This is a genomic window from Mesorhizobium neociceri, assembly GCF_013520985.1.
GTDB classification, from domain to species: Bacteria; Pseudomonadota; Alphaproteobacteria; order Rhizobiales; family Rhizobiaceae; genus Mesorhizobium; species Mesorhizobium neociceri.
The window spans coordinates 402,881-426,078 of the sequence record NZ_JACDTY010000001.1; the positions used below are offsets into that span (position 1 = coordinate 402,881).

The following is a 23,198-nucleotide window of genomic DNA, read 5'->3' on the forward strand; positions in this document are numbered from 1 at the left end:
TCTCTCGATCGCGGAAGGCCAGCGATCCCATCCGATCCTGTTTTGACGCTGAAGGGTTAAAAGGAGATTTCAGCACGCCTGCGACCGGCGGAAAACTTGGGGGACAGCGCACATCCGGCCTGAAATGGCAAAAGCGATTGCCGTTCGGCCCGGCATCGCCTACATAGCGCGCAACCTCCATTCAATCCGACATTTTCGGTCAATCATCAGGGAAGCGCGCGTGGCACGCCAGTTCATCTATCACATGGCCGGCCTCAACAAGGCCTATGGCACCAAGAAGGTGCTCGAGAACATTCATCTGTCCTTCTACCCGGACGCCAAGATCGGCATCCTCGGCCCCAACGGTTCGGGCAAGTCGACGATCCTCAAGATCATGGCCGGTCTCGACAAGGAGTGGAACGGCGAAGCCTGGCTCGCCGAAGGCGCCACCGTCGGCTATCTGGCGCAGGAGCCGGCGCTCGATCCGAAGAAGACGGTGTTCGAGAACATCATGGAAGGCGTCGCCGCCAAGACCGCCATCATCGAGCGTTACAATGAATTGATGATGAACTACTCCGACGAGACGGCGGACGAGTCCGCCAAGCTCCAGGACGAGATGGACCGGCTCAACCTGTGGGATCTCGAACAGCAGGTCGAGATGGCGATGGAAGCGCTGGGCTGCCCGCCCAAGGATTCCGAGGTCACCAAGCTGTCGGGCGGCGAGCGCCGCCGCGTCGCGCTCTGCCAGTTGCTGCTGCGCCAGCCCGATCTGCTGCTGCTCGACGAACCGACCAACCATCTCGACGCCGAGACCACGGCCTGGCTGGAAAAGCATCTGCGCGCCTATCCCGGTGCGGTGATGATCATCACCCACGATCGCTACTTCCTCGACAATGTCACCGGATGGATCCTCGAACTCGATCGTGGCCGCGGCATTCCCTATGAGGGCAACTACACCAAATACCTCGAAGCAAAGGCCAAGCGCCTCAAGCAGGAGGGCCGCGAGGACGATGCCCGCCAGCGCGCCATCGGCCGCGAACGCGAGTGGATCCAGTCCAGCCCCAAAGCCCGCCAGACCAAGTCGAAGGCGCGTATCCAGGCCTTCCAGGACCTGCTGGATGCAGCCGACAAGCGGCGGCCGACAGACACCCAGATCGTCATTCCGCATGGCGAGCGGCTCGGCAATGTGGTGATCGAGGTCGACGGCCTGTCGAAGGGGTTCGGCGACACGCTTTTGATCGAAGGGCTGGAATTCAAGCTGCCGCCGGGCGGCATTGTCGGCGTTATCGGCCCCAACGGCGCCGGCAAGACGACGCTGTTTCGCATGATCACCGGCCAGGAAAAGCCGGATGCCGGCACGGTCCGGGTCGGCGAGACGGTCAAGCTCGGCTATGTCGACCAGAGCCGCGATGCGCTCGATCCGTCAAAGACGGTGTGGGAAGAGATTTCCGGCGGCGCCGAAGTGGTCAAGCTCGGCAAGTTCGAGGCCAACACGCGCGCCTATTGCGCGTCGTTCAACTTCCGTGGCGGCGACCAGCAGCAGAAGGTCGGCAACCTCTCCGGCGGCCAGCGCAACCGCGTGCATTTGGCCAAGATGCTGAAGACCGGCGGCAATGTGCTGCTGCTCGACGAACCGACCAACGATCTCGACACGGAAACGCTGGCGGCACTCGAAGACGCGCTGGAAAACTTCGGCGGCTGCGCCGTCATCATCTCGCACGATCGTATGTTCCTCGACCGTTTGGCGACGCATATCCTCGCCTTCGAGGGTGACAGCCATGTCGAATGGTTCGAGGGCAATTTCGAGGACTACGAGCAGGACAAGATCCGCCGGCTCGGCCCCGAAGCCGTCAACCCGCACCGCATGACCTACAAGAGGCTGACGCGGTAAGGCTGGCAGCGATCCGTTGCAGGCGATGTTCGTTTGACCTAAATTGATCAGGTGGAGTCGTCCATGATCACAGTCAAACTGCCGCAAAAAGCCGAGAAGCTGCTGGCCGATATGGCAAAGGCCAGCGGCCGCACTGTCGATCAGGTCGCAACCGAAGCGATCCTCGAGGCGATCGAGGATTGGCATGACGCCGCGATCGCGGATGAACGCCTGAGAGACGATGACGGTGTGCGCATTCCGCTGGATGAAATGATGCGGAAGATCGAACGTCGTGAAATCGAGGAGCGTCGCAAGAAGCCTGCCGCTGAATGACCTGGCGTGTCGAGTTCACGCCTCGCGCCGAGAAAGACATCGAACGGCTTTCCACGAAAGATCAACGGCGCATCTTGGAGTTCCTCACTCAAAGAGTTTCGGCGCACCCCAATCCGAGGGCCCTGGCCAAACGCCTGACGGGCACCAAGGAAGAGGCTTGGCGGTTTCGCGTCGGGGACTACAGGATCATCACTCAGTTCCAGGACAGCCGGCTTGTCGTGCTGGTCGTGGAGGTCGGCAATCGTCGTGAGGTCTATCGATGAGCAGCACAACAAAAAAACCCGATTGGTCCGCCGCCCAATATCTGAAATTCGAGGATGAGCGCACGCGGCCGGCGCGTGATCTGGTCGCGCAGGTGCCGGTGGATTTTCCGCGCCGGGTGGTCGACATCGGTTGCGGGCCGGGCAATTCGACAGAGCTGCTGGTCGAGCGCTGGCCGGATGCTGAGGTCAGCGGCTTCGACACCTCGCCCGACATGATCGAAAAGGCGAGGGCGCGCCTGCCCAGCGTCAATTTCGACCTCGCCGATGCCTCGACATGGCAGCCGGCAGAGCCGGTCAACGTCATCTTCGCCAATGCGGTGTTCCAGTGGCTGCCCACCCATCCAGCTGTCCTTCAGCGGCTGATGGGCTTTCTCGCGCCCGGCGGCGCGCTCGCCGTCCAGATGCCCGACAATCTGCTTGAGCCCTCGCATCAGCTGATGCGCGAGACCGCGGCCGAAATGCCGTTCAGTGCCAAGATGGCGGGGGCCGCGCGCGGGCCGTTGCCGCCGGTATCGTTCTACTACGACCTGTTGTCGCCACTCTCCGACCGGGTGGATATCTGGCATACGGCCTACAATCATCCGCTGGCCGACGCCGAGGCGATCGTCGAATGGGTGAAGTCGACGGGGCTGAAGCCTTTCCTCGATCCGCTGGAAGCCGGCGAGCGCGAGATGTTCCTCGACAGCTACACGGTCAAGATAAAACAGGCCTATCCGAAGACCGCAAACGGCAAGGTGTTGCTGCGCTTTCCGCGCATCTTCATCGTCGCCAAGCACGCCGGCTAGGGCTCTGCGCCTGATGACATCCTGCCGCAGCCTGTGGTTTAAGTCGGCGTAAACCGGCCGAGTGAGAAAACTGTTGCGCCGAAGCGTCTCGGCGCCCACATGAGACCGCAACGCCTGCGGATGGGACGGACTGAAACATGCATCGCGTCATCATCAGCGGCATCGGCGTTGAAATCCCTGAAGCCAAGATCACCAATGAAGAACTGGTCGCCAGCTTCAATGCCTGGGTCGACACGGAGAATGCGCGTCGCCAAGGCACGGATGAGACGCCGCTGCAGAAATCCGACAGCGCCTTCATCGTCCACGCCTCCGGCGTCCAGACCCGCCATGTCATCGAGCGGGAAGGCATCCTCGACCCGACCCGCATGGCGCCGCGCATCCCGGCGCGGCCCGACGATGCGCTTTCGCTGCAAGCCGAGTTCGGCGTGGCCGCAGCCAGCAAGGCGCTCGACCATGCCGGCCTGATGCCATCCGACATCGACCTGGTGATCTGTTCGGCCTCGCACCAGCAGCGGCCCTATCCGGCGATAGCCATCGAAATGCAGGAGGCTCTGGGCACCAAGGGCGCCGGCTTCGACATGGGGCTTGGTTGCTCGTCGGCGGCAGCAGCCTTGCACATTGCGGTCAATCTGGTGCGGACGGGCGCGCACAAACGCGTGCTGGTGGTTACCCCGGAGATCATCACCGGCCATCTCAATTTCCGCGACCGGCAGACGCATTTCATCTTCGGCGACGCGTCCGTGGCGATGGTGGTCGAGGGGCTGGCCAAGGGCGAGAAGCGGCCGGGGCGTTTCGAGGTGCTGGACACGCGCACCTGGACGCAGATGTCGAACAACATCCGCACCAATCTGGGCTATCACACCCGCACCGCCCAGGACGATCCTTACATGATCAGCCTCGAGGGCAATCTGATCAAACAGGTCGGCAACAAGGTGTTCAAGGAAGTCACTGTCGCCGGTCACAAATTCATCGTCGAATTCCTCGCCGAGCACGGGTTGACGCCGCAAGCCGTCAGGCGCTTCTGGCTGCATCAGGCCAATGCGCGGATGAACGCGATGATCCTGAAGCTGGCTTTCGGCCACGAGGTTGACCATGACCGTGCGCCGATGGTGTTGGAGCGGCTCGGCAACACCGCCGGCGCCGGCGCCATCATCGCGCTCTCGGAAAACCACGCCGACATGAAGCCCGGCGATTTCGGCGTGCTGTGCGCGTTTGGCGCAGGGTATTCGATTGGTGGCGCGCTGCTCAGGATGTTATGACCCGCCCCTCTTTAACGCGAACGGCATTAGCCGCAATGCGCTCGGGGCTGATGGTATGGCCAACAAGTGACCGTGTGCCGCCGCACCTCCCACGGAGCAGCAGCGGCGGCCACGCCTCCTGGAACGCGATCTGGCGCCGATGAGCCAAGAGCCCACGACGGGTATACGGCAGAGCAGGCGGAGAGCTAGTCGTATGACGCTGAAGAAGATCGATTGATCCAAGTTAAGACGCAGTTTGCGGCAATCAATTTCAAAGGCTGATCGAGCGGGATTATTCGCAGCGATACCCATCTCGGCCTATTTCGATCCAAAAAGCTTTTTAGTTGACTTTCTACAATGATGGGCGCTGGGTCGTTGACGTAACGATATGTATTGAGGGGGATCTTATGGAACTGCCGGTTCGTTGGATGCTGCTGCTTCTAACGTCTTTAGCGATTGGAGTTTTTGTGTTATTTCAATCGCAAGGAACGTCTGCAGCTGGGGTTGATGAATTTGAACTTGCTGGGGTTGTCGGCGTGATTTCCGGGGAAACCTATCCTGGGGTTTGGATTCTCAGAAAGGATGGGCAAGTGCGATATTGCCAAGTTGCAAGCAAGGGCATGTCGAAACCTACCTGCACTGAATATTCGAACTAAATCGCTTCGAATTCGTCGCAGATCGCGCCGCCGATCGGCACATCGAACGGCAGACGAGCAGGAATTTCAAATCCAAGGCACCAGCATTGGAACGCGTTTGCTGTAGTCGTCATAGGCTGCACCGAGCTCGCCGCGCAGGAAGCGCTCCTCGAGCCTCGCTTTCATCACGGCGCCGATGGTGAGAAAGACCGCGCCGGCAATGCCCCAGACCGTGCCCTTGGCCGCCATGGTGGCCAGGATCGCCAAGAGCAGTCCGGTATAGATCGGATGGCGGACCAGCCCGTAGGGACCGGTGTCGACGACACGGTGCTCGGCCTTGGCCGTCACCGAAGCCGACCAGAGACGGCCGAGATGCAGCCGCGCCCACCAGGCGAATATCAGGCCAATGGCGATGAGCCCGACGCAGATCCACGCCTCGGCAAGGGTCGGAAACCAGAGCCTCAGCCGGCCGGCATAGCCATGCGCGGGAATGAACAGCAGCACCGCACCGATCAACCACAAAGCGCGATAGCGAAGCTCCGCCTGGATGCCAGCGCGCTTTTGCGCCGGATCGGCCCAGAAAGCGGCTAGAAACCAGGACACGACCCAGATCAGCCAGAGCAATGTGATTGCCGTCACCGGTCGCATGGGGGATCTCCACAGACTGTCTCACCATGAAGCCGGCGCGGCACGGCAGCAATGCGGCGCGATGCGCAACTGGCTCCGTTTTCAGGTAAGAGGATCGTGATCCGCGCTCATTGGCCGGAAAACATCCACTGTACGCCAAAGGCGTCGACCAGCATGCCGAAGCTGGTTCCCCAATATTGCCGCGCCAGCGGCACAGTGATCCGGCCGCCCGAGGCCATGCGGTCGAAAAGCTCGCGCATTGTTCCCATGTCGTCGAACTCGAGCATCAAAGCGGAGCCTTTCATCGGCTCCGCATCGTCATTGTCGGAGGCATGAAACAGCACGCCCGGACCTTCGAAACGTGCATGCAGCACCTTTCCGCGCATGGCTTCGGTCCGTACCGGCATGCCGCTGTCGCCCCAGCGCAGCAGGATCGTTGCCCGGCCAAGCCCACACTGCTCGTAGAAGGCCAGCGCCGGCTCGCAATTGGTGGTGAAGAACAGCGAAGGGGAGAGCCGCACCATATCGTTCCTTGTCAGATCAATGCGCGGCGGCGGTTGCGGCCGCGATGAGCGCGTCGCCGGTATACTGCCTGTCGCCAATGCCCCAGCCGCCATCGAGCGCGTTGACGATGTTGATCCAGGTGTTTTCGGGCCTGTGATCGGGAACGCAAAGCTCGGCGACGATTCCCGCGGCCGCGGTGATGAAGGCGTTGCGAGCTTCGACCGAGCCGAGGCCGATATTGGGCAGTTTCAGTTCGACCATGACGACAGGCCGATTGGCGCCGCCGGCATAGATGTGATGCGGCGGCAGGATATGGACCGTGCCGCCGACGATTGCGGTGAAAAAAGAATTGCCGGTGGCGCCGGAGGCTTCGATCAGGGCGGCGCTGAGACGGGGCAGGATCTCGCGTTCTCCGGCTGGGGTCAGTACGCCTTGCGGTGCGGTTACGGTGATGGGCATTTTCTATCCTCTCCTGGAGATCGCATGGCCTTGCAGTTGCGGCTTGCCATGTTTCGTATCGATTGTTACGTTACGCGGAGAAGATGAGTCAACAGGTTTCGTATCGATCGCTATGGATAATTTGGAAAAGCCCCGCGGCGGCCGGCCACGTGCGTTCGACCCAGACCGGGCGCTGGATGCCGCGATGCATCTTTTCTGGGAGCACGGTTATGAGGCGACGTCGCTCACCATGCTGCGCGAAGCGATGGGGCTGACGCCGCCGCAGATCTACAATGCCTTCACCGACAAGGAGACTTTGTTCCGCAAGGCGCTTGAGCTCTACCACCAGACGCAGATCGGCTTTGCGCTGGAAGCGCTGAGCGCGCCGGTGTCGACGGGGGAGGCGATTCGGCGGTTGCTGCTCGGCGCGGCGGAGGCCTATTCGAGGCCTGGCAAGCCCGGCGGCTGCCTGTTCGTCAGCGGTGCGCTGGCGACCTCGCCGCAGGCGCAGGCCATTGCCGATGAGCTCAAGACGTATCGCAAGGCGAGCGAAGCAGCGATCGCGGGACGGCTGGCGGTGGGCAAGGCAAAAGGTGACCTGCCGGAAGTTTTCTCGGTCGAAGGGTTCGCCAAATACCTGGCCGGGACCATGAACGGCATGTCGATCCAGGCGCGGGACGGCGCTTCGGTGGAAGAGTTGCGCGACCTGGCTGAAACCGCTCTTGCGGCTCTGCCGAGCGGAGGGCAAAAAACGAGCGCATGAATCAAAAACAGAACGCCACGCTGGACCTGTCCTCCGAAGCTGAGAAGCCGGTCGACATCATTCCTGCGAAGAAGCTTTCCGCCAAGGTGGGGGCGCTCTACGTCGCGCCGTCAGATCATTTCCAGACGCGCCCGGTGGAAGAACTGCAGCTCGGTTTCGACGGCATATCAGGCGATTTCCACGCCGGCGCCACGCGCCGTTCGGGCGGGCGCGAGCCGTGGTATCTGCGCGGCACAGAAATGCGCAACGAACGGCAAATATCGATCGTGGCGGCGGATGAACTCGCCGTCGTTGCCGCGCGCATGGGCCTTGCAGAAATCAAGCCGGAGTGGATCGGCGCCAATCTGCTGATCGAAGGCGTGCCGCATCTGTCGATGTTGCCTTCGGGCACGCTGCTGTTCTTCAAAGGCGGGGTGACCATCAAGGTCGATGCGCAGAACGGACCGTGCCGCCTCGCTGGGCGTTCGGTTGCCGAAAATGCCGGGATGGCCGATCACGAGGCCGGCGCGCTGGCCTTCCCGAAGGCGGCGAAGCGGTTGCGCGGCCTGGTTGCCTGGGTCGAGAAACCGGGTTGTATTACCACAGGTGAAGAGATCTCGGTGCGCGTGCCAGAGCAATGGATTTATCGAGCCTAGCTCTGCGATAGGAAGAGACGGCTGCGCCGCCGAGGCGACGCAGCCGAATTTCAAGACGCGCTCAAGCCGCCTTGCGGTTCTTCTTGGCGCCCTGCGCCTCGACGGAAACGTGGTCCCACTTTTCCCAAAGCGCGATGCGGCTGGTGTACTCCTGCTTGATCATTGGCAGGCCGCCATCGCCGAAGAACACGCGCAGCGGCGGCTCGGCCGCATCGACGATTTCAAGCATCGCCGGTCCGGTGGCCTCGGGATCGCCGGCAACCGAGTTGGCGCGACGCTCGGCCATCTTGGCGCGGGCAGGCGCGTAAGCCTCGATCGGCTTGGAGACCTTGGCCGAGGCGCCGGACCAATCGGTGGAGAAGCCGCCCGGCTCGACCAGCGTGACATGGATGCCGAATTCGGCAACTTCGATGTTGAGCGACTGGCTGAAGGCTTCCAGTGCCCATTTCGAGGCGTGGTAGAGGCCGAGCGAGGCGAAGGCGTTGACGCCGCCGATCGACGAGATCTGGATGATGTGGCCGGAACGCTGCGCCCGCATGATCGGCAAAGCGGCCTGAGTGACCCAGAGCGCGCCGAAGACATTGGTCTCGATCTGGTCGCGGGCTTCCTCTTCGCTGACTTCCTCGATGGCGCCGAAATGGCCATAGCCGGCATTGTTGATGACGACGTCGAGCCGGCCAAAGCGCTTGTGCGCCTCGGCGATGGCCGCATCGACGGCCTTCTTGTCGGTGACGTCGAGCTTTATTGCGGCGATGTTGTCGCCATATTTCGCGACGAGATCGGCGAGCGTGCCGGCATCGCGCGCGGTTGCGGCGACCCGGTCGCCACGGGCGAGTGCGGCCTCGGCCCAGACGCGGCCAAAACCTTTAGACGATCCGGTGATGAACCAAACCTTTGATGTCATGATGTGGAATCCTTGGCCATGCGGGCCGTGAATGGGGGATGGAAACGGAGGCTTCTCCGTTTTTGCCATATACGGTGCATCCCGCGATTTTCCAGAGGCGAGGGGAAATCTTTTTGCCCCGACCGTCCGGTGAGCAAGGCGCTCAGGGATAGCGCACCGGGCTCGCCCATGCCGGGTCGTCATGCTTTTGCCAGTAGAGCGCCATCAACCGGCTGGTGATTGCGCCTATCTTGCCGTCGGCGACAGGAACGCCGTCGATCACCGTCACCGGCATGATGCCGCCGGCGGTCGAGGTGATGAACACTTCGTCGGCTCCCTTCAGCGCGGCGACGCTGACATCGGCTGCGGCGGCGGCAAACCCTTCTTCGGCGCAAAGATCGAACACGGTGCGCCTGGTGATGCCGGGCAGGACGCCGATGGCCGGCGTCGACAGTCTGCCGTCCTTGACGCAGAACACGTTGAAGCCGGGCCCTTCAGCGACATTGCCGTTGAAGTCGAGGATCAGCGCCGTCTCGGCGCCGCGGTCGTAGGCGTCGTAGAGGCCGCGCACCAGATCGAGCCAGTGGTAGTTCTTGATCGCCGGGTCGATCGAAGCCGGCGGGATGCGCACCTTGTCGCTGATGGCGACATGCAGGCCGCGCCGCAACTGCTCGGCATTGGCGACCGAGCCGAAGGGAACGGCGAATGCCATGAAGCGGTTGACCGCTTGGCGCGGGTCGCGGCTGAAGGTCGGCGAGGCGCCGCGCGTGCACAGCATCTCGACATAGGCCGCACGGTGGCCGGACAGCGCCACGCAATTGTGCAGGATCTCGCTCACGCCATCGCGATCGAACGGGATCGTCATGCGCAGCTTCTCCAGCCCGCCGAAGAACCGGTCGAGATGCAGGTCGAGCCGGAAGAAGCTTCCATTCCAGACATGCACGGTGTCGTAAGTGGCGTCGGAATGCAGAAACCCCCAGTCGAGCACCGAGATTTTCGCCTGCGACATCGGCAGGTACTGGCCGTCGAGGAAGGCGATACCGTCGGGATAGGAATGCGGATCGATATGGCGGTCTGACAGGGCCGGCAATGGCACAATGCTACCCGCTGCTGCGCTTCGGCTCATGGCGATTGGTCCCTTCGGCTCAATGCGGCTCGGGTCAGGCTAGCGGTCTTCGGCCGACGGCATAGAGCCACCCGGGCAACGCCGTTTGTCCTAGGTAGCACATTCGATATGTCTTATGATCCGGCTTGAAAATATCCGGCCGGGAGGGGCGATGTGGGCAGATTTTTTCAGACCATTATCTTTGCAATTTTCCTCATCTTCGTCACCGGCGAGGCCTTTGCCCAATGCGCTCGCGAGGGCGAGGAGCTGTGCCAGAACGGCCAGACCTATCGTTGCGAGAAGACGGGCAGCGAGCTGACGCCGATCTTCCAGAACATGCCTTGCGTGGTCAACGCGACGGGGTTGAACGGCGTCTGGACCGGCAGCGGTCATCAAAGTCCTGCCGGGGCTGCCGGCGCGGACTGGGCAATCGCCATGACCATTGGCGATGGCGCCGCGTCGATCGATTATCCTTCGCTTGGCTGCGGCGGATCCCTGACCCAGATTTCTCGCGACGACAGCTCGGCGGAATACAGGGAGAACATCACCTACGGTCAGGATAAGTGCATCGACGGCGGCGGCATCACCGTCCGGTTTTTCAAGGGGAACCTGTCCTGGACCTGGGTCGGGCAGGCCGACGGCCAGCCCTATAACGCCGTTGCCGTGCTCAGCCGGCAATAGCCGAAGTCATTCCTCTTCATCGTCGGCTTCGAGCAGGCGTGTGGCGCGCCAGCGGGTCAGCACCATGTTGGTCTGCTCGATGACGAAAAACCGCGCCGAGTCGCGGTCATAGCCTTCGGCCAGCAGCTTTTCATAGTCGGTATGGCCGTGCCTGATATGGGCGATCGTCGCCAGCCACACGGCAATGCCCGGCGGCAGCGTCTTCATGTGCACTGCACCGGCCTCGGTGCGGATTTTTTCCATATCGGCATAGGGCGCCAGCGGCAGCAGCGCGGTCAGCGCCTTGGCGATGGCGCGGCGGCGGCCGGTGGGGGCGCTCATTTCTCGTCGCGTCCGGCAATGGTTGCCTCGGCAAAGGCATCGGTCGAAGCGAAATAGGGCTTGATGTCGATCACCGGCGTGCCGTCGAGCACATCGATAGCGTCGATGTCGATGCGGCCGGTATCGATGTCGACGGCGATCAGCTTGGCTATGTGCAGTCCGATCGGATTCGGCCGGGCAGGGGAGCGCAGCGAGAAAACGCCTTTCGGTTCAGCTGCATGGCGGGGTTTTTGCACAATCAGTCCCCGCGGTGCGTGATGCAGCCAGGACAGGATGACGATGTGGCTGGCGCGCTCCAATGCAAGGAGGCCATCGCGATAGGGTGGGTCGACAAGGACCGTAGCGGCCTGTCCTGTCTCGCGGGCCGCGCGCATGTTCTTCGGGCAGCTTTCGCGCGTCGTCCATGGCGAGGCGATGCGGCCGATGAACACGACATGGCCATCCGGCGGCATGTCGGCCGGGTCTGCCTGCAGGAGCTTTTCGCCGTCGCGCGTCTCGAACATGGCTTTTCGCCCTAGCACAAGTTTCCAGCCGATCGTCAGGGAAAAGCGGTTCCCGCCGATGGTGCGGCATTTTCTTGTCAGGAAGCGACATAGGCCTTGCCATGCCGTCAAAGCTGACATAAACATATGTTTATATCTTTTCAACGAGAATACGCTGATGCATGTCTCACTCGATACGATGGTGGATACGTTGAAGGCGGCGGCAGAATCCAGCCGCTTGCGCATCCTGGCGCTCTTGTCGCGCGGCGACCTCACCGTATCCGATCTCACCGAAATCCTCAGCCAGTCGCAGCCGCGGGTGTCGCGCCATTTGAAGCTGCTGCTGGAAGCCGGGTTGATCGGCCGCTACCAGGAAGGCTCCTGGGCCTTCTTCCGGCTGTCCGATACGGATTCGGCACGTGACTTCGTCATGGGGCTGGTCTCCGGCATTCGCGGCGCCGATCCGCAGGTCGAGCGCGATCTCGAGCGGCTGGCTGCCGTCAAGCGCAAGCGCCAGGACCGTGCGGCCGAATATTTCTCCGAAAACGCCGCCAGTTGGGATCACATCCGCTCGTTGCATGTGCCCGACCGCGCGGTGGAAGCGGCACTGCTCAAGCTGGTCGGCAAGCGGCCGTTCCAGTCGATGCTCGATCTCGGCACCGGCACCGGGCGGCTGCTCGAGATCTTTTCGCCGCTCTACCGGCGTGGCGTCGGCATCGACATGTCGCGCGAAATGCTGACGGTGGCGCGCGCCAATCTCGACAAGGCCGGCATTGCCAATGCGCAGGTCCGCCAGGGCGACATTTTTTCGCCGCCGGTCGAGCGTGACGCTTTCGATCTCGTCACCATCCATCAGGTGCTGCACTATCTCGACGATCCCGCCCGCGCCATCCGCGAGGCGGCGAGGCTGCTGCGCCCGGCGGGCCGGCTGGTGATCGTCGACTTCGCGCCGCATGCGCTGGAATTCCTGCGCGACCAGCATGCGCATGTCAGGCTGGGTTTCTCCGACCGGCAGATGTCAGAATGGTTTGCAGAGGCCGGGCTCGACCTCGAGGATGCACAAGAATTCGAGCCGCGCGGCGGCAACGAAGCCAGGCTCACCGTCAAGCTGTGGCTCGGCCGCGACCGCCGCCTGCTGATCGCCGAACCCTCCAACGACACTCTACCGGCCAAAGCATACCAAATTGGGGAAACCGCCTGATGAACCAGTTCCGCTTTTCCCGCCGTCCCGACATTGGCGACAAGGTGCGCGTCTCCTTCGAGTTCTTCCCGCCGAAGACCGACGAGATGGAGGCGAGGCTGTGGGACACCGTCACCAGGCTGGAGCCGCTGAAGCCGAAATTCGTTTCGGTGACCTATGGCGCCGGCGGCTCGACGCGCGAACGCACCGCCCGCACCGTCAAGCGCATCCTCAACGAGACGACGCTGACGCCGGCGGCGCACATGACCTGCGTCGACGCCGCCCGCCATGAGGTCGACGCCGTGGTCCGCGAATTCGCCGAGATGGGCGTGAAGCGCTTCGTCGCCCTGCGTGGCGATCCGGCGGCGGGTGTCGGAACGGCCTATCGGCCGCATCCCGACGGCTATGCCAATGGCGCCGAACTGGTCGGGGCGCTGAAGGACGCCGGCGATTTCGACATTTCGGTCTCGGCCTATCCGGAAAAGCATCCGGAAAGCCCGGACTTCGCCACGGACTTCGACATGCTGAAGCGCAAGGCCGACAATGGCGCGACGCGGGCGATCACCCAGTTCTTCTTCGACAACGATCTCTACGAGCGTTACGTCGAGAAGGCGCGGCGCGCCGGCATCTACATCCCGATCGTGCCCGGCATCCTGCCGGTGCATAATTTCACCCAGGTCGCCAATTTCTCGGCGCGCTGCGGCGCGCTGGTGCCGGCTTGGCTGGCCGAGCGTTTCGAAGGGCTGCACAACGACCCACAGACCCATGCGCTGGTGGCGTCGGCTGTGGCGGCCGAGCAGGTGCTAGATCTGGTCGAGCGCGGCGTCAGCGACTTCCACTTCTACACCATGAACCGGGCCGACCTTGTGTTTGCCATCTGCCACATGATCGGCATCCGCTCGCATGAGGCGGAGGCGGCGGGATCGGCTGCTGCGTGAGTGGTTGGAAATGCAAAAGGCCGGGTAAAAACCCGGCCTTTCGAATAGCTTAGACTATTTTGGTGCTGTCTTCTTCCGCTCTGGCGTTTACGGAAGAACGCCTATGATAAGGGCGCCAATGAATGCGAATGCAGCACAGATCATCAATGCGTTGATTGGCCTCGTAAGTCCCATGTCATAGCCTCCTCTATGAAAGAGCTATGGGTGGAGTCTAGGGTCATTTGTGCCACAGGCAAGCGGAAAATATGCTGCAATGCGACGCGATTGTGGAATTTGCGACCTGCCATTTGGCGTTAGGCATTGAAACTCTTCGGCAAATGCCCGCTGGCGGGCTGTGAATAAATTGTGACGGAGCTGTGGCGGAAGCGTGGCATGGCAGCGCTACCAGACCTAAAGCGCGTCGCGTTTGAGCGGATTCACGCGACGCGCTTTAGGTCTTTGTTTTTGTGCATGTCGTTCTCTCAAAACCGGGGCCACTTTTGAGCGACATGCATTAGCGCCGACCGAATAGCCGCCCGTCGATCGTCACCAGGCCGAAGGCGATCAGCGCCATACCGCAGAACTCAAATAAAGCGAGCCGCTCGCCGAGGAACAGCAAGCCGAGCAGGATGGCGCTGGCCGGCACGATGAGCGTGACCAGCGAGGCGTTGGTGGCGCCGGCCGAGGCGACAAGGTTGAAATAGAGGATGTAGGCGAAGGCGGTGGAGAGCAGCGCCAGCGCAAACACCGCCGCCCAGACCGGTGGCGAGGCGGAGAACAGGCCGGCCGGGCCATAGGTGAACAGCACCACCGGGATCATGATGATGGTCGACGCGGTCAATTGCCCGGTGGCGATGACCGGCGAGGGCACGCCCTTGAAGCGGCGGGCAATCATCAGCGCGACGGCATAGGATAGCGAGGCGCCGATCAGCGCGAACTTCGCCCAGACCGGACCGCCGAGACCGGCAAGCAGGCCGGGGCCGATCATGACAGCGGTGCCGGCAATGCCGAGCCCGATGCCGGCAAGCTTGTTCCAGGACAGTTTCTCGTCCGATGTGAGCGCGTTGGCGAGGATCAGTGTCCAGAACGGCGTCGTTGCGTTGAGCACCGAGGCGACGCCGGCGCCGAGCGCGGTCTGGCCGGCGAAGATCAGCGAAAACGGTACGACATTGTTGGCAAACGCCAGGAGGAAGAACAGGCCGGCATGCGGGAAGGCGAGGCGGAAGGATGGGCCGCGAATGGCGAGATAGAGCTGCAGCGCAATGGCCGCGATGGCGACGCGAAACAGCACCAGCACCAGCGGGTGCATCTCGGCAACCGCGATGCGGGCAAAGAAGAACGAGCCGCCCCAGATGGCGCCGAGCAGCAGAAGCTGGCCCCAGTCCCTGAGCGTCATCGGTCCGCGCTGCACGGCTGTCGTGGCTATTGCCATAGCGAATCGTCCTCCCCCAAGGCGGCATGAATGCCAGTTGGAGGCAGATGGCATATCGGGTCCGGCGACAAGGGCCACCCGAAACCTGATCGTTGGCAAACGCCCGGTCCCACGCTAGCCGAAGTGTCCGCACCCACCAGACACAGAATTGTTTTCTTTAGCCGCTAGCTTGGATTAATTGTGCGCAGCCGAGAAGTTGGGGATTCGTCCATGCAGCGATTCGAGAATGCCCGCGAGGCGGCGCTGACGCTTCGTCCGGACGACCCGGTCTACTGCTTTCGCCCGCAGGTGCTGAAGGCGGATGCCAAACAGTTCATGGGCATGTTTCCCGGCAAGACCGCCTATGCGGTCAAGACCAATGGCGAGCAGATCGTGCTGAAGGCGCTGGTCGAAGCCGGCGTCATCGCCTTTGACGTGGCCTCGCCGGGCGAGTTCGCCGCCGTGCGCGCGGTCTCACCCGACGCCGAGATGCTTTACATGCATCCGGTCAAGGCGCAGTCGGACATCAAGCTGGCGCTGGAGAAATACGCCATCCGCGTCATCTCGCTCGACCATGAGGACGAGATCACCAAGCTGACGCGGGTGGTGCGGGCGCTCGACATCGATCCGGGCGCGATCAGCGTCTTCGTGCGCATCCAGACCAAGGGGTCGGCGGCCTACGAACTGTCGAAGAAATTCGGCGCCGGTCCGGCCTATGCGGTCGAACTCGCCGAGCGGTTGAACCGCACCGGCTACAAGGTTGGGCTGTGCTTCCATGTCGGCAGCCAGATCGAGGATCCCGACACCTATGAGCGGGCGCTGGCCTCGGCCGACTGGGTGCGCAACCGGCTGACCTTCGACGTTGCCGGTCTCGATGTCGGCGGCGGTTTTCCCGCCGAATATGGCCATGATCCCAACCGCAAGCAGATCGAGATGCCGTCGCTCGGCCAGATCATGTCGCGGCTGTCGGGCGACCTCCGGGAATACCAGTTCGACCAGATCCCGCTGGTGGCCGAGCCCGGCCGGGTGATCGTGGCACGCTGCCTGTCGCTGATCGTGCGGGTGCTGTTGCGCAAGGGCAAGCGGCTCTACATCAATGACGGCATCTGGGCGTCGCTGTCGGATTCATGGACCGGCAAGATCACGCTGCCGGCCCGCTTCATCCCCGATCCGGCGATCCGCTCGCGCAATGGCGAAGAGAAGAACATCGTGCCGTTCAAGGTCTGCGGCGCGACCTGCGATTCGGTCGACATTCTGTCCCGGCCCTTCTGGCTACCGGAAACCGTCGACACTGGCGACTGGATCGAGATCGGCCATATCGGCGCCTATTCGCTGTCGCTGCGGACCCGCTTCAACGGCTTCTACCCCGACACTTTCGTCGAGGTGACGACGCCCTTCGACGAAGGCGATGCGCCGCAGGGGTTTGCGAGCCTGGAGACGATGGCGGATTGAGTTTTTCCCTTCTCCCCTTGTGGGAGAAGGTGGCCGAGCGCAGCTCGGTCGGATGAGGGGTGTTCCAGGGAACGCCAGCGTCTCATTCCTTCCAACACCCCTCAACCGTCTCGGCGCTGCGCGCCGATCCACCTTCTCCCACAAGGGGAGAAGGAAGAGGTGCTACAGCTTCCCCAACAACTCCGGCGTCGGCCAGCCGTCGACCGCCAGCCCGAGCCGCATCTGTTCCTTGCGGATGGCTTCGCGGGTGTTGGTGCCCAGAATGCCGTCGACGGTGCCGACGTCATAGCCCCTGGCTTCGAGCTTGGTCTGCAATTCCTTCATCTGGTCGCCATTGAGACCGGTTTCGGGAGTGCGCGGGTCGAACTGCTTTGCGCCGGCCAGCCGGGTGGCGAAGTTGGCGGCGGTCAGCGCGTAGGTGAAGGACTGGTTCCATTCGAGATAGACGTCGAAATTGTCATAGGCGAGGAAGGCGGGCCCCTTGCGGCCCATCGGCAGCGCCAGGCCGGCCTTCAGGCCGTTGTCGATCAGCGGCGTGCCGTCGGGGTTGGTGACGCCCCATTGAGCCCATTGCGACAGCGGCAGCTTGTTGGTGCGGCCGGTCTGCTCCCACGGCATGTCCTCGGGCACGCGCACTTCCTCGATCCAGGGCTGGTCGCGTTTCCAGCCACGCGACAGCACCTTGCTGGCCGTGGTCATGATCACGTCGGGCACGCTGCGCCTGAGGTCGACAATGCCGTCGCCGTCGCCATCGACGCCGCGCGCCAGATAGTCGGAGGGCAGGATCTGCGTCTGGCCAATCTCGCCGGCCCAGGCGCCGGTGACCTCGGCCGGCACGACGCCGCGATCGATCAGCATCAACAGCGGCACCAGTTGCGGCCTAAACAGCTCCGGGCGGCGGCAGTCATGCGACAGCGTCACCAAGGCGCTCAGCGTGTGGAAATCGCCCTGCACGGCGCCGAAATCGGTCTCCAGCCCCCAGAAGGCGGTGATGATCGGCGCCTGGACGCCAAACTGCTGGTCGGCGCGGGCGAAGACGTCGGCGTATTTCTTCAGATTGGCCGCACCCTGCTTCAGCCGGTAGGCCGAAATCATGCGGTTGGAGAACTGGATGAAGGTCTGGGCGAAGACGCCTTGGGCGCGGTCACGCGCCAGCACCTTGTCGTCGATGGAAGCGGCTTCCAGCGCGCCGAGGCCGACAGCGCCGACACCGGCTGCCTTGGCTTCCGCAGCGATGCCTTGCTTCCAGGCTTCGAAGTCGCCGCCGCATTCCTGCGCCACCGCCGGCATGGCCGCGGCGCCAAGCAGCAGGGCCGCGAGGAACCCGGAGCATAGTCGACTCCTCGACTGTTTCCGGCATGGATATCCCAGTGGTTGCAAGCAAGTGCGCATGGGACGTCGAAAAGCAGGCGGCAGAGCCGGTGTCAATGCGTGTTCTGCCGCAGCCACTTTTTCCAGGCGGCCTCGGAGCCGTTGAAGACGTTGATGTCGCTCTTGCCGGTCATGCCGGGAACGATGCCGGTGCCGGTGTATTGCCAGAAGGTGAAGGGATGGCTGCCATATTTCTGGCGGGGGTGGCCGGCGACCGAGCGCAGCCAGTAGGGATAGCCGCGGAAAGTCGAAAGGTTGTTGTCGTCGAAGAAGTCGACCGAGGTGTAGATGATCGGCTTCTTGCCGTAGTGCCGCTCGACGATTTCGAGAAAGGTGGTCATCTCCGCGCGCACCGTCGCCGAATCCGGGCGCAGCCGGCAGGTCGGCGATTTCGGGTTCCATTCCATGTCGAGCACCGGCGGCATGGCCGAGCGGTCGACGGGCACGTTCTCGATGAACCAGCGCGCCTGGGTGGCGGCCGGCGTGCAGAAATAGAAGAAATGGTAGGCCGCGCGCGGAATGCCATTGGCTTTGGTGCGGGCCCAATGCTCGTTGAAATACTCGTCGAAACGATCGCCGCCCTCGGTCGCCTTGATGAAGGCGAAGGAGATGCCGTTGGCCTTGGCTGTCGGCCAGTCGACCGACGTCTTGTACTTTGAGACATCGGTGCCGTGAACGGCGTAATTCCAGGGCGCGCCGCTGTCCCATTCATGCGGCTTGGAGTCTTCGAAGCGCGGTGCGCGCACCGCAACCGTCGGGCTGCCCGAAGGCGACATCGACGGCATGAGATCGCCGGCGGTCGAGCAGGCGGCCAGCAGCGTCAACGTGATGAAGGCCGCGAAACGGCGCATCGCATTTCCCGAGCCGGAATCAGCCGGTCGCTGTTGGGTTGTGTTGTTGCGGGTGGCCCCACCAGACCAGACGATCGCCCCACAGCATCGCCTGATTCTCTATTCTCGTGCATGTCGTTGTCCCAAAACCGCCGTGCACTTTTGGGCGACATGCACCAGTGATCGCCGATCATGGTTGATAACAGGTTGATGGCGCTCGACAAGAACACCGATTTTGCGGAAGCAATGGCGGCAAATCGATGACATTAATCGAGCCGGAAGCTACCGGGCAGCGGAAAAGCAGGGACGAAAAGATGCGGATCGTCGTGAAGATCATCAAATGGCTGGTCGTGCTGGCGGTTGCCGCCCTGTTTGCCTGGCTCTACATCGCGCCGCCGGAACTGATCCGCGTCGGCTCCGGCTATTCGGCCAAGATCGTCTGCTCGAATGTTTTTGTTGCTGGGCGTGACCCCAATGAGGTGCTTGCCGTCGACGTGCAGGCACCCGGCCATCCACTGCTCAGGCTGATGAAAGTGTCGGTCGACAAGAACAGGGGGACCGTCTCGGCCGGGCTGCTTGGCTTCCTCGGCAAGAGCGTTGCTGTCGCGCGCGACGGACTGGGTTGCGCCTCCGTCCCCGATGGCGATGTCGGCAAGGTTCGGCGCACGACAATCCCTGCCGAGGCGTCGGCGGCAACCAAGGGCGATCTGTGGCCGGAGGGAGATCGGGTCGATGCCTCGCAGAATCCCGAGATCGCCAAAATTCTCGACGATGCAGGGATGACCGGCATCGGCATGCGCGCCGTGGTGGTGGTCAAGAACGGCCGCATCGTCGCCGAGCGTTATGGCGACGGGTTTTCGGAAAAGACGCCGCTGCTAGGCTGGTCGATGACAAAGACGGTCAATGCCGCGCTCGTCGGCACGCTGGTCAAGGACGGCAAGATGGCGGTGACCAACCAGGGCCTGTTCGGCCCGTGGAAGGCGGACGGCCGTGCCGCCATCAGCCTTGCCGACATGATGGCGATGTCGAGCGGGCTGGAATTCAACGAGGATTATGGCGACGTCGCCGATGTGACGCGCATGCTCTATCTCGAGCCCGACATGGCGAGCTTCGCCGAATCCAAGCCGCTGACCGGTGAAGTGGGGAAGGTCTTCTCCTATTCGAGCGGCACGGCGGTGATGCTGTCGCGGCTGTGGCAGGACGCGATCGGCGACAAGGACAAGGCGCTGGTTTGGCCGCGCACCGCATTGTTTGCGCCGCTCGGCATGCAGAGCGCGGTGCTCGAAACCGACGAGCAGGGCACCTTCGTTGGCTCATCCTATCTCTACGCCACGGGCCATGACTGGGCACGGTTCGGCCAATTCCTGCTGCAGGGCGGGGTGTGGAACGGCAACCAGATCTTGCCGGCCGGTTTCGTCGACTGGATGCGCGAGCCGGCGCCGGCCTCGAAAGTCTATGGCAAGGGCCAGTTGTGGATCGAGGCGCCGGGCGACGAGGGAAATCCCGGCGCCGGTGTCGCCGCCGGCCTGCCAAAGGATACCTACTGGATGGAGGGCCATGACGGCCAGACGGTCGCCATCATCCCGTCGGAGCAACTGGTGGTGGTGCGGCTCGGGCTGACGCCGGCCAAGCTTGGCTACCGGCCGCAGCTGATGCTTGGAGCACTGATCAAGGTGCTGCATTAGAGGGATGCGACGCTCGACCGCCGCAAAAACTTCCCTACGCGGCGGTCGGCAAAGGTTTGGCGCGATCAACGCGCGCCCGTTCATCGGGCGAGTTCATGACGTGCCAAAGATCGTTGCGGCGTTGGACGTTCAGCCAGAAATCCGGGCTGTTGCCGAACACGCGCGCCAGAATGAGCGCGGTCGCCGCCGTCACATTTCGGCGATTGTTACACAACTCGTTCACGTGCTTGCGCTGGACGCCCATCGCCTCGGCCAAAGCCGCCTGTGTCAGGCCGAGCGGCTGCATGAATTCTTCCGTGAGGATTTCGCCAACCGTTGCGGGCTTGCGCGCGGTCATCAACATGTGTCTCACCTCTATCTATACCTGTGGTCGTCGAGATAGATTTCCGACGCCTCGCCGCGGCCACCATCCCAGCGGAAGATTAGCCGCCATTGCTTGTTGACGCGGATCGAGTGGAAGCGTTCAAGATTGCCGCGCAGTTTCTCGAAATGATTGCTGGGCGGGACCCGCAAATCCTGGTCAGTCATCGCGTCGTCGCTCATCTGGAGTTTGCGAAACAGGCGGCTTTCAAGATCGGAAGGGATGTTGCGGGAGTGGGTGTCATCGACAAAGAAAGCTCGCAGCCATCCGTCTCTAAAGTCGACGATCATCGCATGCTTCCAAGCATCGAGGTAATGTACCACTCAGTGGGTCACATAGCAATGCGCTCACAGTTTCTGCCGCTCATTGAGGTGGAACGGTAGGCCTTCAGAGTTCAAAACTCAGACGTTTGATACCCAGGTCAGTTGGCGATCTTGACGATCGCCAGCCAGGCATAACCGCGATAAAGCGTGCGGAAACGGAAGGTTGCGCCGGTTCGCCGAGATTCCGATTCCAGGACTTCGCGCAGAGATTCACGCGGCGTGACATGGAATTTTTTGAGCCAGCCGCGCAACACGGCCCGAAACCAGCGCGGCAAACCTTCCTGCTGACCGAAATCGACGACATGCAGCGAGCCGCCGGGTGCGAGTGCCGCAAGCGCTGCTGAAACCGTCTTTTCCCAACCGGGGATCATCGACAGCGAGTAGGACACGAAGATGCGGTCGAAGTGCTCGACGCCGAAAAGCGTTTTGGCGTCGAAATCGGTGGCGTCGCCGCGCGCCAGCACGACGCGGCCGGACAGGCCTTCGCGGGCGATCGTCTTGCTGGCGGTCTCCAGCATCTCGGCCGAGATGTCGAGGCCGTAGAAACGGGCATTCGGGTAGCGGCGGGCCGCAAGCGCGATGTTGCGGCCGGTGCCGCAGCCGAGCTCGAGCGCTGTGCCGTTCGCCGGCACGTCCAGCCCCGCTATCATCTGGTCGCGGCCGAGCAGGTAATATTTGCGGGTCAGGTCGTAGATGTGGCGCTGCCAGCGATAGACACCGTCCATCAGTTCGGCATGGTCGGCCGGCAGTTCGCTCGTGCTCATGCCGCGCGCTTCACATAGAGGTGGAAGCCGCCATAGATTGCCGAGCGGTCGCGGGCCGAGTAGTCTCGCGAAGCTTCGTCCTCGTAGGTCCACTGGTCGAGCAGCGACGTCGAGACACGGCCGGGCAGCAGGCTGGGTTCGGCGGCGGTGCGGAAGATGACGCGAGCGCCGACCGAAGCGGTGCGGGTGATCTCAGACCACAGCGCGTTGAGCTGGTCATCGGTCATCCAGTCCTGCGCGTCGAGCAGGATGAAGCGGTCGACGGTCCCGGCATCCTTGCCGGCCAGGAATTCGATCAGATTGGCGTGGTGGATGCCGACGCGCCCGACATTGTTGCGGATTGTCTTGTAATTGCGCTCTTCGAGATAGGCGGGCAGGGCGGCTTCGCCCGGATTGGGATAGCGGCGGGCAAAGGCCTGCCAGGCGAAGTAATTGTTCTTCAAGGGAAAATCGCAGGCGAGCTTTTCCAGCCGGGCCTTCAGCACGCTGGCCATCGAGCCGTCGCCCGAGGTGATCAGCGAATCGTACTGCGCCGGCGGAATGCCGAGACCGAACAGCGAGGCCTTGCGCGACGTCGCCCAGCGCAAGAGCTTCTTGTCGAAAACCGGCGCCAGCTCTTCATTGAAGAAGCGGCGCTGGTCGGCGATGCTCTTCGAGGCCATGATGCCGGCGGGATCGACACCGAAGAATTTGGCGGTGCGATGGCCCATGGCGATGAACAGGCCGAGCAGGCCGGTTTGGTAGAAATTGCGGTCGAAGACGGTGATGCGCCGGCGGCCGCGCCAGTTGCGACGCTCCCAATAGTGGCGGCTCACCGGATCGAGATGCGGCGCGATGAAGCGGTCATAGGCTTCCGAATTGTGGCTGGTGTCGGCGGCGCCGAAGAAACGGAACAGGTCGCCCTGCGAAGGCAGGTGGCGCACCGCTTCCAGCTTCATCCGGTTCAAGGCGATGTGGGCGGCGTTGAGATCGACCGCATCGACACGTTCAGGCGACCGGGTGAGGTAAGCGAGAATATTGCAGCCGCCGGAGGCGATGGTGACGACGCGGTGGCCCTGTCCAAGCTGCATGGCCTCCATGTCGACTTCGGGGTCTTCCCAGATCTGCGGGTAGACGAGGCCGGAAAACAGAAGCGCAAACAGCCGTTCGGAAAGGCCGGCCTTCGACAGCGGACGGTTCTGGTAGACGGCTTTTCCAACTTCCTTGCCACGGCGAAAGACCAGATCTGCCGAAACGTCCGTCATGGCTAATGATTCCCCGTTTGCTTTGGCGCAAGCGGGTAGCGCAGCGTCATGACAGGCCAGTGACAGGCTGTTGACGCTTCAGCTTGTTGTTTTGATGCAAGTGGTTTTCCCAAAACGG

At 62.6% G+C, this 23,198-nt stretch carries 27 protein-coding genes; 13 read left to right on the forward strand and 14 right to left on the reverse strand.

Annotated elements, in window-relative coordinates:
• The first annotated feature begins 220 nt into the window (after window positions 1-220).
• The 6 genes from ettA to H0241_RS01800 all read left to right on the forward strand — a co-directional run bounded on the left by ettA (window position 221) and on the right by H0241_RS01800 (window position 5,124).
• Window positions 221-1,870: an energy-dependent translational throttle protein EttA gene (gene ettA / locus H0241_RS01775; RefSeq protein ID WP_181055712.1), complete on the forward strand. Its 1,650-nt coding sequence runs from the start codon at window positions 221-223 to the stop codon at window positions 1,868-1,870.
• A 63-nt stretch (window positions 1,871-1,933) separates the two neighbouring features.
• Window positions 1,934-2,182 carry a DUF6290 family protein gene (locus H0241_RS01780; protein WP_181055713.1) on the forward strand — a complete coding sequence of 83 codons (249 nt, stop codon included), beginning with the start codon at window positions 1,934-1,936 and terminating at the stop codon, window positions 2,180-2,182.
• Window positions 2,179-2,445: a type II toxin-antitoxin system RelE family toxin gene (locus tag H0241_RS01785; RefSeq protein WP_181055714.1), complete on the forward strand. Its 267-nt coding sequence runs from the start codon at window positions 2,179-2,181 to the stop codon at window positions 2,443-2,445. The genes H0241_RS01780 and H0241_RS01785 overlap by 4 nt, the downstream gene beginning before the upstream one ends.
• Window positions 2,442-3,230 carry a trans-aconitate 2-methyltransferase gene (gene tam / locus H0241_RS01790; protein WP_181055715.1) on the forward strand — a complete coding sequence of 263 codons (789 nt, stop codon included), beginning with the start codon at window positions 2,442-2,444 and terminating at the stop codon, window positions 3,228-3,230. Before H0241_RS01785 ends, tam begins: the two co-directional genes overlap by 4 nt.
• A 137-nt stretch (window positions 3,231-3,367) precedes the next feature.
• Window positions 3,368-4,489 carry a beta-ketoacyl-ACP synthase III gene (locus H0241_RS01795; RefSeq protein WP_181055716.1) on the forward strand — a complete coding sequence of 374 codons (1,122 nt, stop codon included), beginning with the start codon at window positions 3,368-3,370 and terminating at the stop codon, window positions 4,487-4,489.
• A gap of 386 nt (window positions 4,490-4,875) precedes the next feature.
• A complete protein-coding gene (locus H0241_RS01800) occupies window positions 4,876-5,124 on the forward strand; it encodes a hypothetical protein (protein ID WP_181055717.1) in 249 nt (82 codons plus the stop codon).
• A gap of 66 nt (window positions 5,125-5,190) precedes the next feature.
• Here the strand turns inward: H0241_RS01800 and H0241_RS01805 are convergent, their stop codons facing one another.
• From H0241_RS01805 to H0241_RS01815, 3 genes are all read right to left on the reverse strand, one after another.
• Entirely contained in the window at window positions 5,191-5,751 is a 561-nt protein-coding gene (locus H0241_RS01805) for a methyltransferase family protein (protein ID WP_181055718.1), read from the reverse strand.
• A 107-nt stretch (window positions 5,752-5,858) separates the two neighbouring features.
• Window positions 5,859-6,251, reverse strand: coding sequence for a VOC family protein (locus H0241_RS01810; protein ID WP_181055719.1), 393 nt, complete (start codon window positions 6,249-6,251; stop codon window positions 5,859-5,861).
• Between the two features lie 19 nt (window positions 6,252-6,270).
• The gene (locus tag H0241_RS01815) at window positions 6,271-6,693 is read right to left on the reverse strand and encodes a hypothetical protein (protein ID WP_181055720.1); all 423 of its coding nucleotides are present in this window, start codon (window positions 6,691-6,693) and stop codon (window positions 6,271-6,273) included.
• Here H0241_RS01815 and H0241_RS01820 point away from each other — a divergent pair.
• Both H0241_RS01820 and H0241_RS01825 read left to right on the forward strand, forming a co-directional pair.
• Entirely contained in the window at window positions 6,686-7,435 is a 750-nt protein-coding gene (locus H0241_RS01820) for a TetR/AcrR family transcriptional regulator (protein ID WP_235983868.1), read from the forward strand. The genes H0241_RS01815 and H0241_RS01820 overlap by 8 nt on opposite strands.
• Window positions 7,432-8,070 carry an MOSC domain-containing protein gene (locus H0241_RS01825; protein WP_181055721.1) on the forward strand — a complete coding sequence of 213 codons (639 nt, stop codon included), beginning with the start codon at window positions 7,432-7,434 and terminating at the stop codon, window positions 8,068-8,070. Before H0241_RS01820 ends, H0241_RS01825 begins: the two co-directional genes overlap by 4 nt.
• Before the next feature lie 61 nt (window positions 8,071-8,131).
• Here H0241_RS01825 and H0241_RS01830 read toward each other — a convergent pair whose 3' ends face one another.
• A complete protein-coding gene (locus H0241_RS01830) occupies window positions 8,132-8,974 on the reverse strand; it encodes an SDR family oxidoreductase (RefSeq protein WP_181055722.1) in 843 nt (280 codons plus the stop codon).
• 142 nt (window positions 8,975-9,116) lie between these two features.
• Window positions 9,117-10,079 (reverse strand): aminotransferase class IV, encoded by a 963-nt coding sequence (locus H0241_RS01835; protein ID WP_181055723.1) that lies wholly within the window; start codon window positions 10,077-10,079, stop codon window positions 9,117-9,119.
• A 153-nt stretch (window positions 10,080-10,232) separates the two neighbouring features.
• On the opposite strand from H0241_RS01835, the gene H0241_RS01840 reads away from it, so the two are divergent.
• Window positions 10,233-10,739: a hypothetical protein gene (locus H0241_RS01840; RefSeq protein ID WP_181055724.1), complete on the forward strand. Its 507-nt coding sequence runs from the start codon at window positions 10,233-10,235 to the stop codon at window positions 10,737-10,739.
• 6 nt (window positions 10,740-10,745) lie between these two features.
• Here H0241_RS01840 and H0241_RS01845 read toward each other — a convergent pair whose 3' ends face one another.
• Both H0241_RS01845 and tsaA read right to left on the reverse strand, forming a co-directional pair.
• Complete coding sequence (locus H0241_RS01845; protein ID WP_181055725.1) at window positions 10,746-11,060, reverse strand: DUF2293 domain-containing protein; 315 nt, start codon at window positions 11,058-11,060, stop codon at window positions 10,746-10,748.
• Window positions 11,057-11,563, reverse strand: a complete 507-nt coding sequence (gene tsaA, locus H0241_RS01850) for a tRNA (N6-threonylcarbamoyladenosine(37)-N6)-methyltransferase TrmO (RefSeq protein ID WP_181055726.1) — start codon at window positions 11,561-11,563, stop codon at window positions 11,057-11,059. The genes H0241_RS01845 and tsaA overlap by 4 nt, the downstream gene beginning before the upstream one ends.
• A gap of 157 nt (window positions 11,564-11,720) precedes the next feature.
• Between tsaA and H0241_RS01855 the strand changes: the two genes are divergently transcribed.
• Both H0241_RS01855 and metF read left to right on the forward strand, forming a co-directional pair.
• The gene (locus tag H0241_RS01855; RefSeq protein WP_181055727.1) at window positions 11,721-12,743 is read left to right on the forward strand and encodes an ArsR/SmtB family transcription factor; all 1,023 of its coding nucleotides are present in this window, start codon (window positions 11,721-11,723) and stop codon (window positions 12,741-12,743) included.
• Window positions 12,743-13,660 carry a methylenetetrahydrofolate reductase [NAD(P)H] gene (metF, locus tag H0241_RS01860; protein ID WP_181055728.1) on the forward strand — a complete coding sequence of 306 codons (918 nt, stop codon included), beginning with the start codon at window positions 12,743-12,745 and terminating at the stop codon, window positions 13,658-13,660. The genes H0241_RS01855 and metF overlap by 1 nt, the downstream gene beginning before the upstream one ends.
• A 493-nt stretch (window positions 13,661-14,153) precedes the next feature.
• Here metF and H0241_RS01865 read toward each other — a convergent pair whose 3' ends face one another.
• On the reverse strand, window positions 14,154-15,071 hold the full coding sequence (locus H0241_RS01865) for a DMT family transporter (protein WP_181055729.1): 918 nt from the start codon (window positions 15,069-15,071) through the stop codon (window positions 14,154-14,156).
• 210 nt (window positions 15,072-15,281) lie between these two features.
• Between H0241_RS01865 and H0241_RS01870 the strand changes: the two genes are divergently transcribed.
• Window positions 15,282-16,502: an alanine racemase gene (locus H0241_RS01870; protein WP_181055730.1), complete on the forward strand. Its 1,221-nt coding sequence runs from the start codon at window positions 15,282-15,284 to the stop codon at window positions 16,500-16,502.
• A gap of 162 nt (window positions 16,503-16,664) precedes the next feature.
• On the opposite strand, the gene H0241_RS01875 is transcribed toward H0241_RS01870, so the two are convergent.
• Both H0241_RS01875 and H0241_RS01880 read right to left on the reverse strand, forming a co-directional pair.
• Window positions 16,665-17,792, reverse strand: a complete 1,128-nt coding sequence (locus H0241_RS01875; protein WP_235983876.1) for a lytic murein transglycosylase — start codon at window positions 17,790-17,792, stop codon at window positions 16,665-16,667.
• Between the two features lie 134 nt (window positions 17,793-17,926).
• On the reverse strand, window positions 17,927-18,724 hold the full coding sequence (locus H0241_RS01880) for a glycoside hydrolase family 25 protein (protein ID WP_181055732.1): 798 nt from the start codon (window positions 18,722-18,724) through the stop codon (window positions 17,927-17,929).
• A gap of 293 nt (window positions 18,725-19,017) precedes the next feature.
• On the opposite strand from H0241_RS01880, the gene H0241_RS01885 reads away from it, so the two are divergent.
• Window positions 19,018-20,388 carry a serine hydrolase domain-containing protein gene (locus tag H0241_RS01885; protein WP_181055733.1) on the forward strand — a complete coding sequence of 457 codons (1,371 nt, stop codon included), beginning with the start codon at window positions 19,018-19,020 and terminating at the stop codon, window positions 20,386-20,388.
• Window positions 20,389-20,422: 34 nt separating this feature from the next.
• Here H0241_RS01885 and H0241_RS01890 read toward each other — a convergent pair whose 3' ends face one another.
• The 4 genes from H0241_RS01890 to H0241_RS01905 form a co-directional block, all read right to left on the reverse strand.
• Window positions 20,423-20,731 carry a HigA family addiction module antitoxin gene (locus tag H0241_RS01890; RefSeq protein ID WP_181055734.1) on the reverse strand — a complete coding sequence of 103 codons (309 nt, stop codon included), beginning with the start codon at window positions 20,729-20,731 and terminating at the stop codon, window positions 20,423-20,425.
• An 11-nt stretch (window positions 20,732-20,742) separates the two neighbouring features.
• On the reverse strand, window positions 20,743-21,039 hold the full coding sequence (locus tag H0241_RS01895; RefSeq protein WP_181055735.1) for a type II toxin-antitoxin system RelE/ParE family toxin: 297 nt from the start codon (window positions 21,037-21,039) through the stop codon (window positions 20,743-20,745).
• A gap of 131 nt (window positions 21,040-21,170) precedes the next feature.
• Window positions 21,171-21,836, reverse strand: a complete 666-nt coding sequence (locus H0241_RS01900) for a class I SAM-dependent methyltransferase (RefSeq protein WP_181055736.1) — start codon at window positions 21,834-21,836, stop codon at window positions 21,171-21,173.
• Complete coding sequence (locus tag H0241_RS01905; protein WP_181055737.1) at window positions 21,833-23,080, reverse strand: DUF3419 family protein; 1,248 nt, start codon at window positions 23,078-23,080, stop codon at window positions 21,833-21,835. Before H0241_RS01905 ends, H0241_RS01900 begins: the two co-directional genes overlap by 4 nt.
• Window positions 23,081-23,198: the final 118 nt, after the last annotated feature.

Bases quoted from the DNA above. Each gene is read 5' to 3' on its own strand.
- H0241_RS01870 (WP_181055730.1), top strand. From the start codon at position 15,282: ATGCAGCGATTCGAGAATGCCCGCGAGGCGGCGCTGACGCTTCGTCCG.
- H0241_RS01830 (WP_181055722.1), bottom strand. From the start codon at position 8,974: ATGACATCAAAGGTTTGGTTCATCACCGGATCGTCTAAAGGTTTTGGC.
- H0241_RS01820 (WP_235983868.1), top strand. From the start codon at position 6,686: ATGGGCATTTTCTATCCTCTCCTGGAGATCGCATGGCCTTGCAGTTGC.
- H0241_RS01895 (WP_181055735.1), bottom strand. From the start codon at position 21,039: ATGATCGTCGACTTTAGAGACGGATGGCTGCGAGCTTTCTTTGTCGAT.
- H0241_RS01880 (WP_181055732.1), bottom strand. From the start codon at position 18,724: ATGCGCCGTTTCGCGGCCTTCATCACGTTGACGCTGCTGGCCGCCTGC.
- H0241_RS01885 (WP_181055733.1), top strand. From the start codon at position 19,018: ATGCGGATCGTCGTGAAGATCATCAAATGGCTGGTCGTGCTGGCGGTT.
- H0241_RS01905 (WP_181055737.1), bottom strand. From the start codon at position 23,080: ATGACGGACGTTTCGGCAGATCTGGTCTTTCGCCGTGGCAAGGAAGTT.
- H0241_RS01815 (WP_181055720.1), bottom strand. From the start codon at position 6,693: ATGCCCATCACCGTAACCGCACCGCAAGGCGTACTGACCCCAGCCGGA.
- H0241_RS01855 (WP_181055727.1), top strand. From the start codon at position 11,721: ATGCATGTCTCACTCGATACGATGGTGGATACGTTGAAGGCGGCGGCA.
- H0241_RS01795 (WP_181055716.1), top strand. From the start codon at position 3,368: ATGCATCGCGTCATCATCAGCGGCATCGGCGTTGAAATCCCTGAAGCC.
- H0241_RS01890 (WP_181055734.1), bottom strand. From the start codon at position 20,731: ATGTTGATGACCGCGCGCAAGCCCGCAACGGTTGGCGAAATCCTCACG.
- H0241_RS01875 (WP_235983876.1), bottom strand. From the start codon at position 17,792: ATGCCGGCGGTGGCGCAGGAATGCGGCGGCGACTTCGAAGCCTGGAAG.
- H0241_RS01900 (WP_181055736.1), bottom strand. From the start codon at position 21,836: ATGAGCACGAGCGAACTGCCGGCCGACCATGCCGAACTGATGGACGGT.
- H0241_RS01845 (WP_181055725.1), bottom strand. From the start codon at position 11,060: ATGAGCGCCCCCACCGGCCGCCGCCGCGCCATCGCCAAGGCGCTGACC.
- H0241_RS01805 (WP_181055718.1), bottom strand. From the start codon at position 5,751: ATGCGACCGGTGACGGCAATCACATTGCTCTGGCTGATCTGGGTCGTG.
- H0241_RS01785 (WP_181055714.1), top strand. From the start codon at position 2,179: ATGACCTGGCGTGTCGAGTTCACGCCTCGCGCCGAGAAAGACATCGAA.
- H0241_RS01780 (WP_181055713.1), top strand. From the start codon at position 1,934: ATGATCACAGTCAAACTGCCGCAAAAAGCCGAGAAGCTGCTGGCCGAT.
- tam (WP_181055715.1), top strand. From the start codon at position 2,442: ATGAGCAGCACAACAAAAAAACCCGATTGGTCCGCCGCCCAATATCTG.
- H0241_RS01800 (WP_181055717.1), top strand. From the start codon at position 4,876: ATGGAACTGCCGGTTCGTTGGATGCTGCTGCTTCTAACGTCTTTAGCG.
- H0241_RS01835 (WP_181055723.1), bottom strand. From the start codon at position 10,079: ATGAGCCGAAGCGCAGCAGCGGGTAGCATTGTGCCATTGCCGGCCCTG.
- tsaA (WP_181055726.1), bottom strand. From the start codon at position 11,563: ATGTTCGAGACGCGCGACGGCGAAAAGCTCCTGCAGGCAGACCCGGCC.
- metF (WP_181055728.1), top strand. From the start codon at position 12,743: ATGAACCAGTTCCGCTTTTCCCGCCGTCCCGACATTGGCGACAAGGTG.
- H0241_RS01865 (WP_181055729.1), bottom strand. From the start codon at position 15,071: ATGGCAATAGCCACGACAGCCGTGCAGCGCGGACCGATGACGCTCAGG.
- H0241_RS01825 (WP_181055721.1), top strand. From the start codon at position 7,432: ATGAATCAAAAACAGAACGCCACGCTGGACCTGTCCTCCGAAGCTGAG.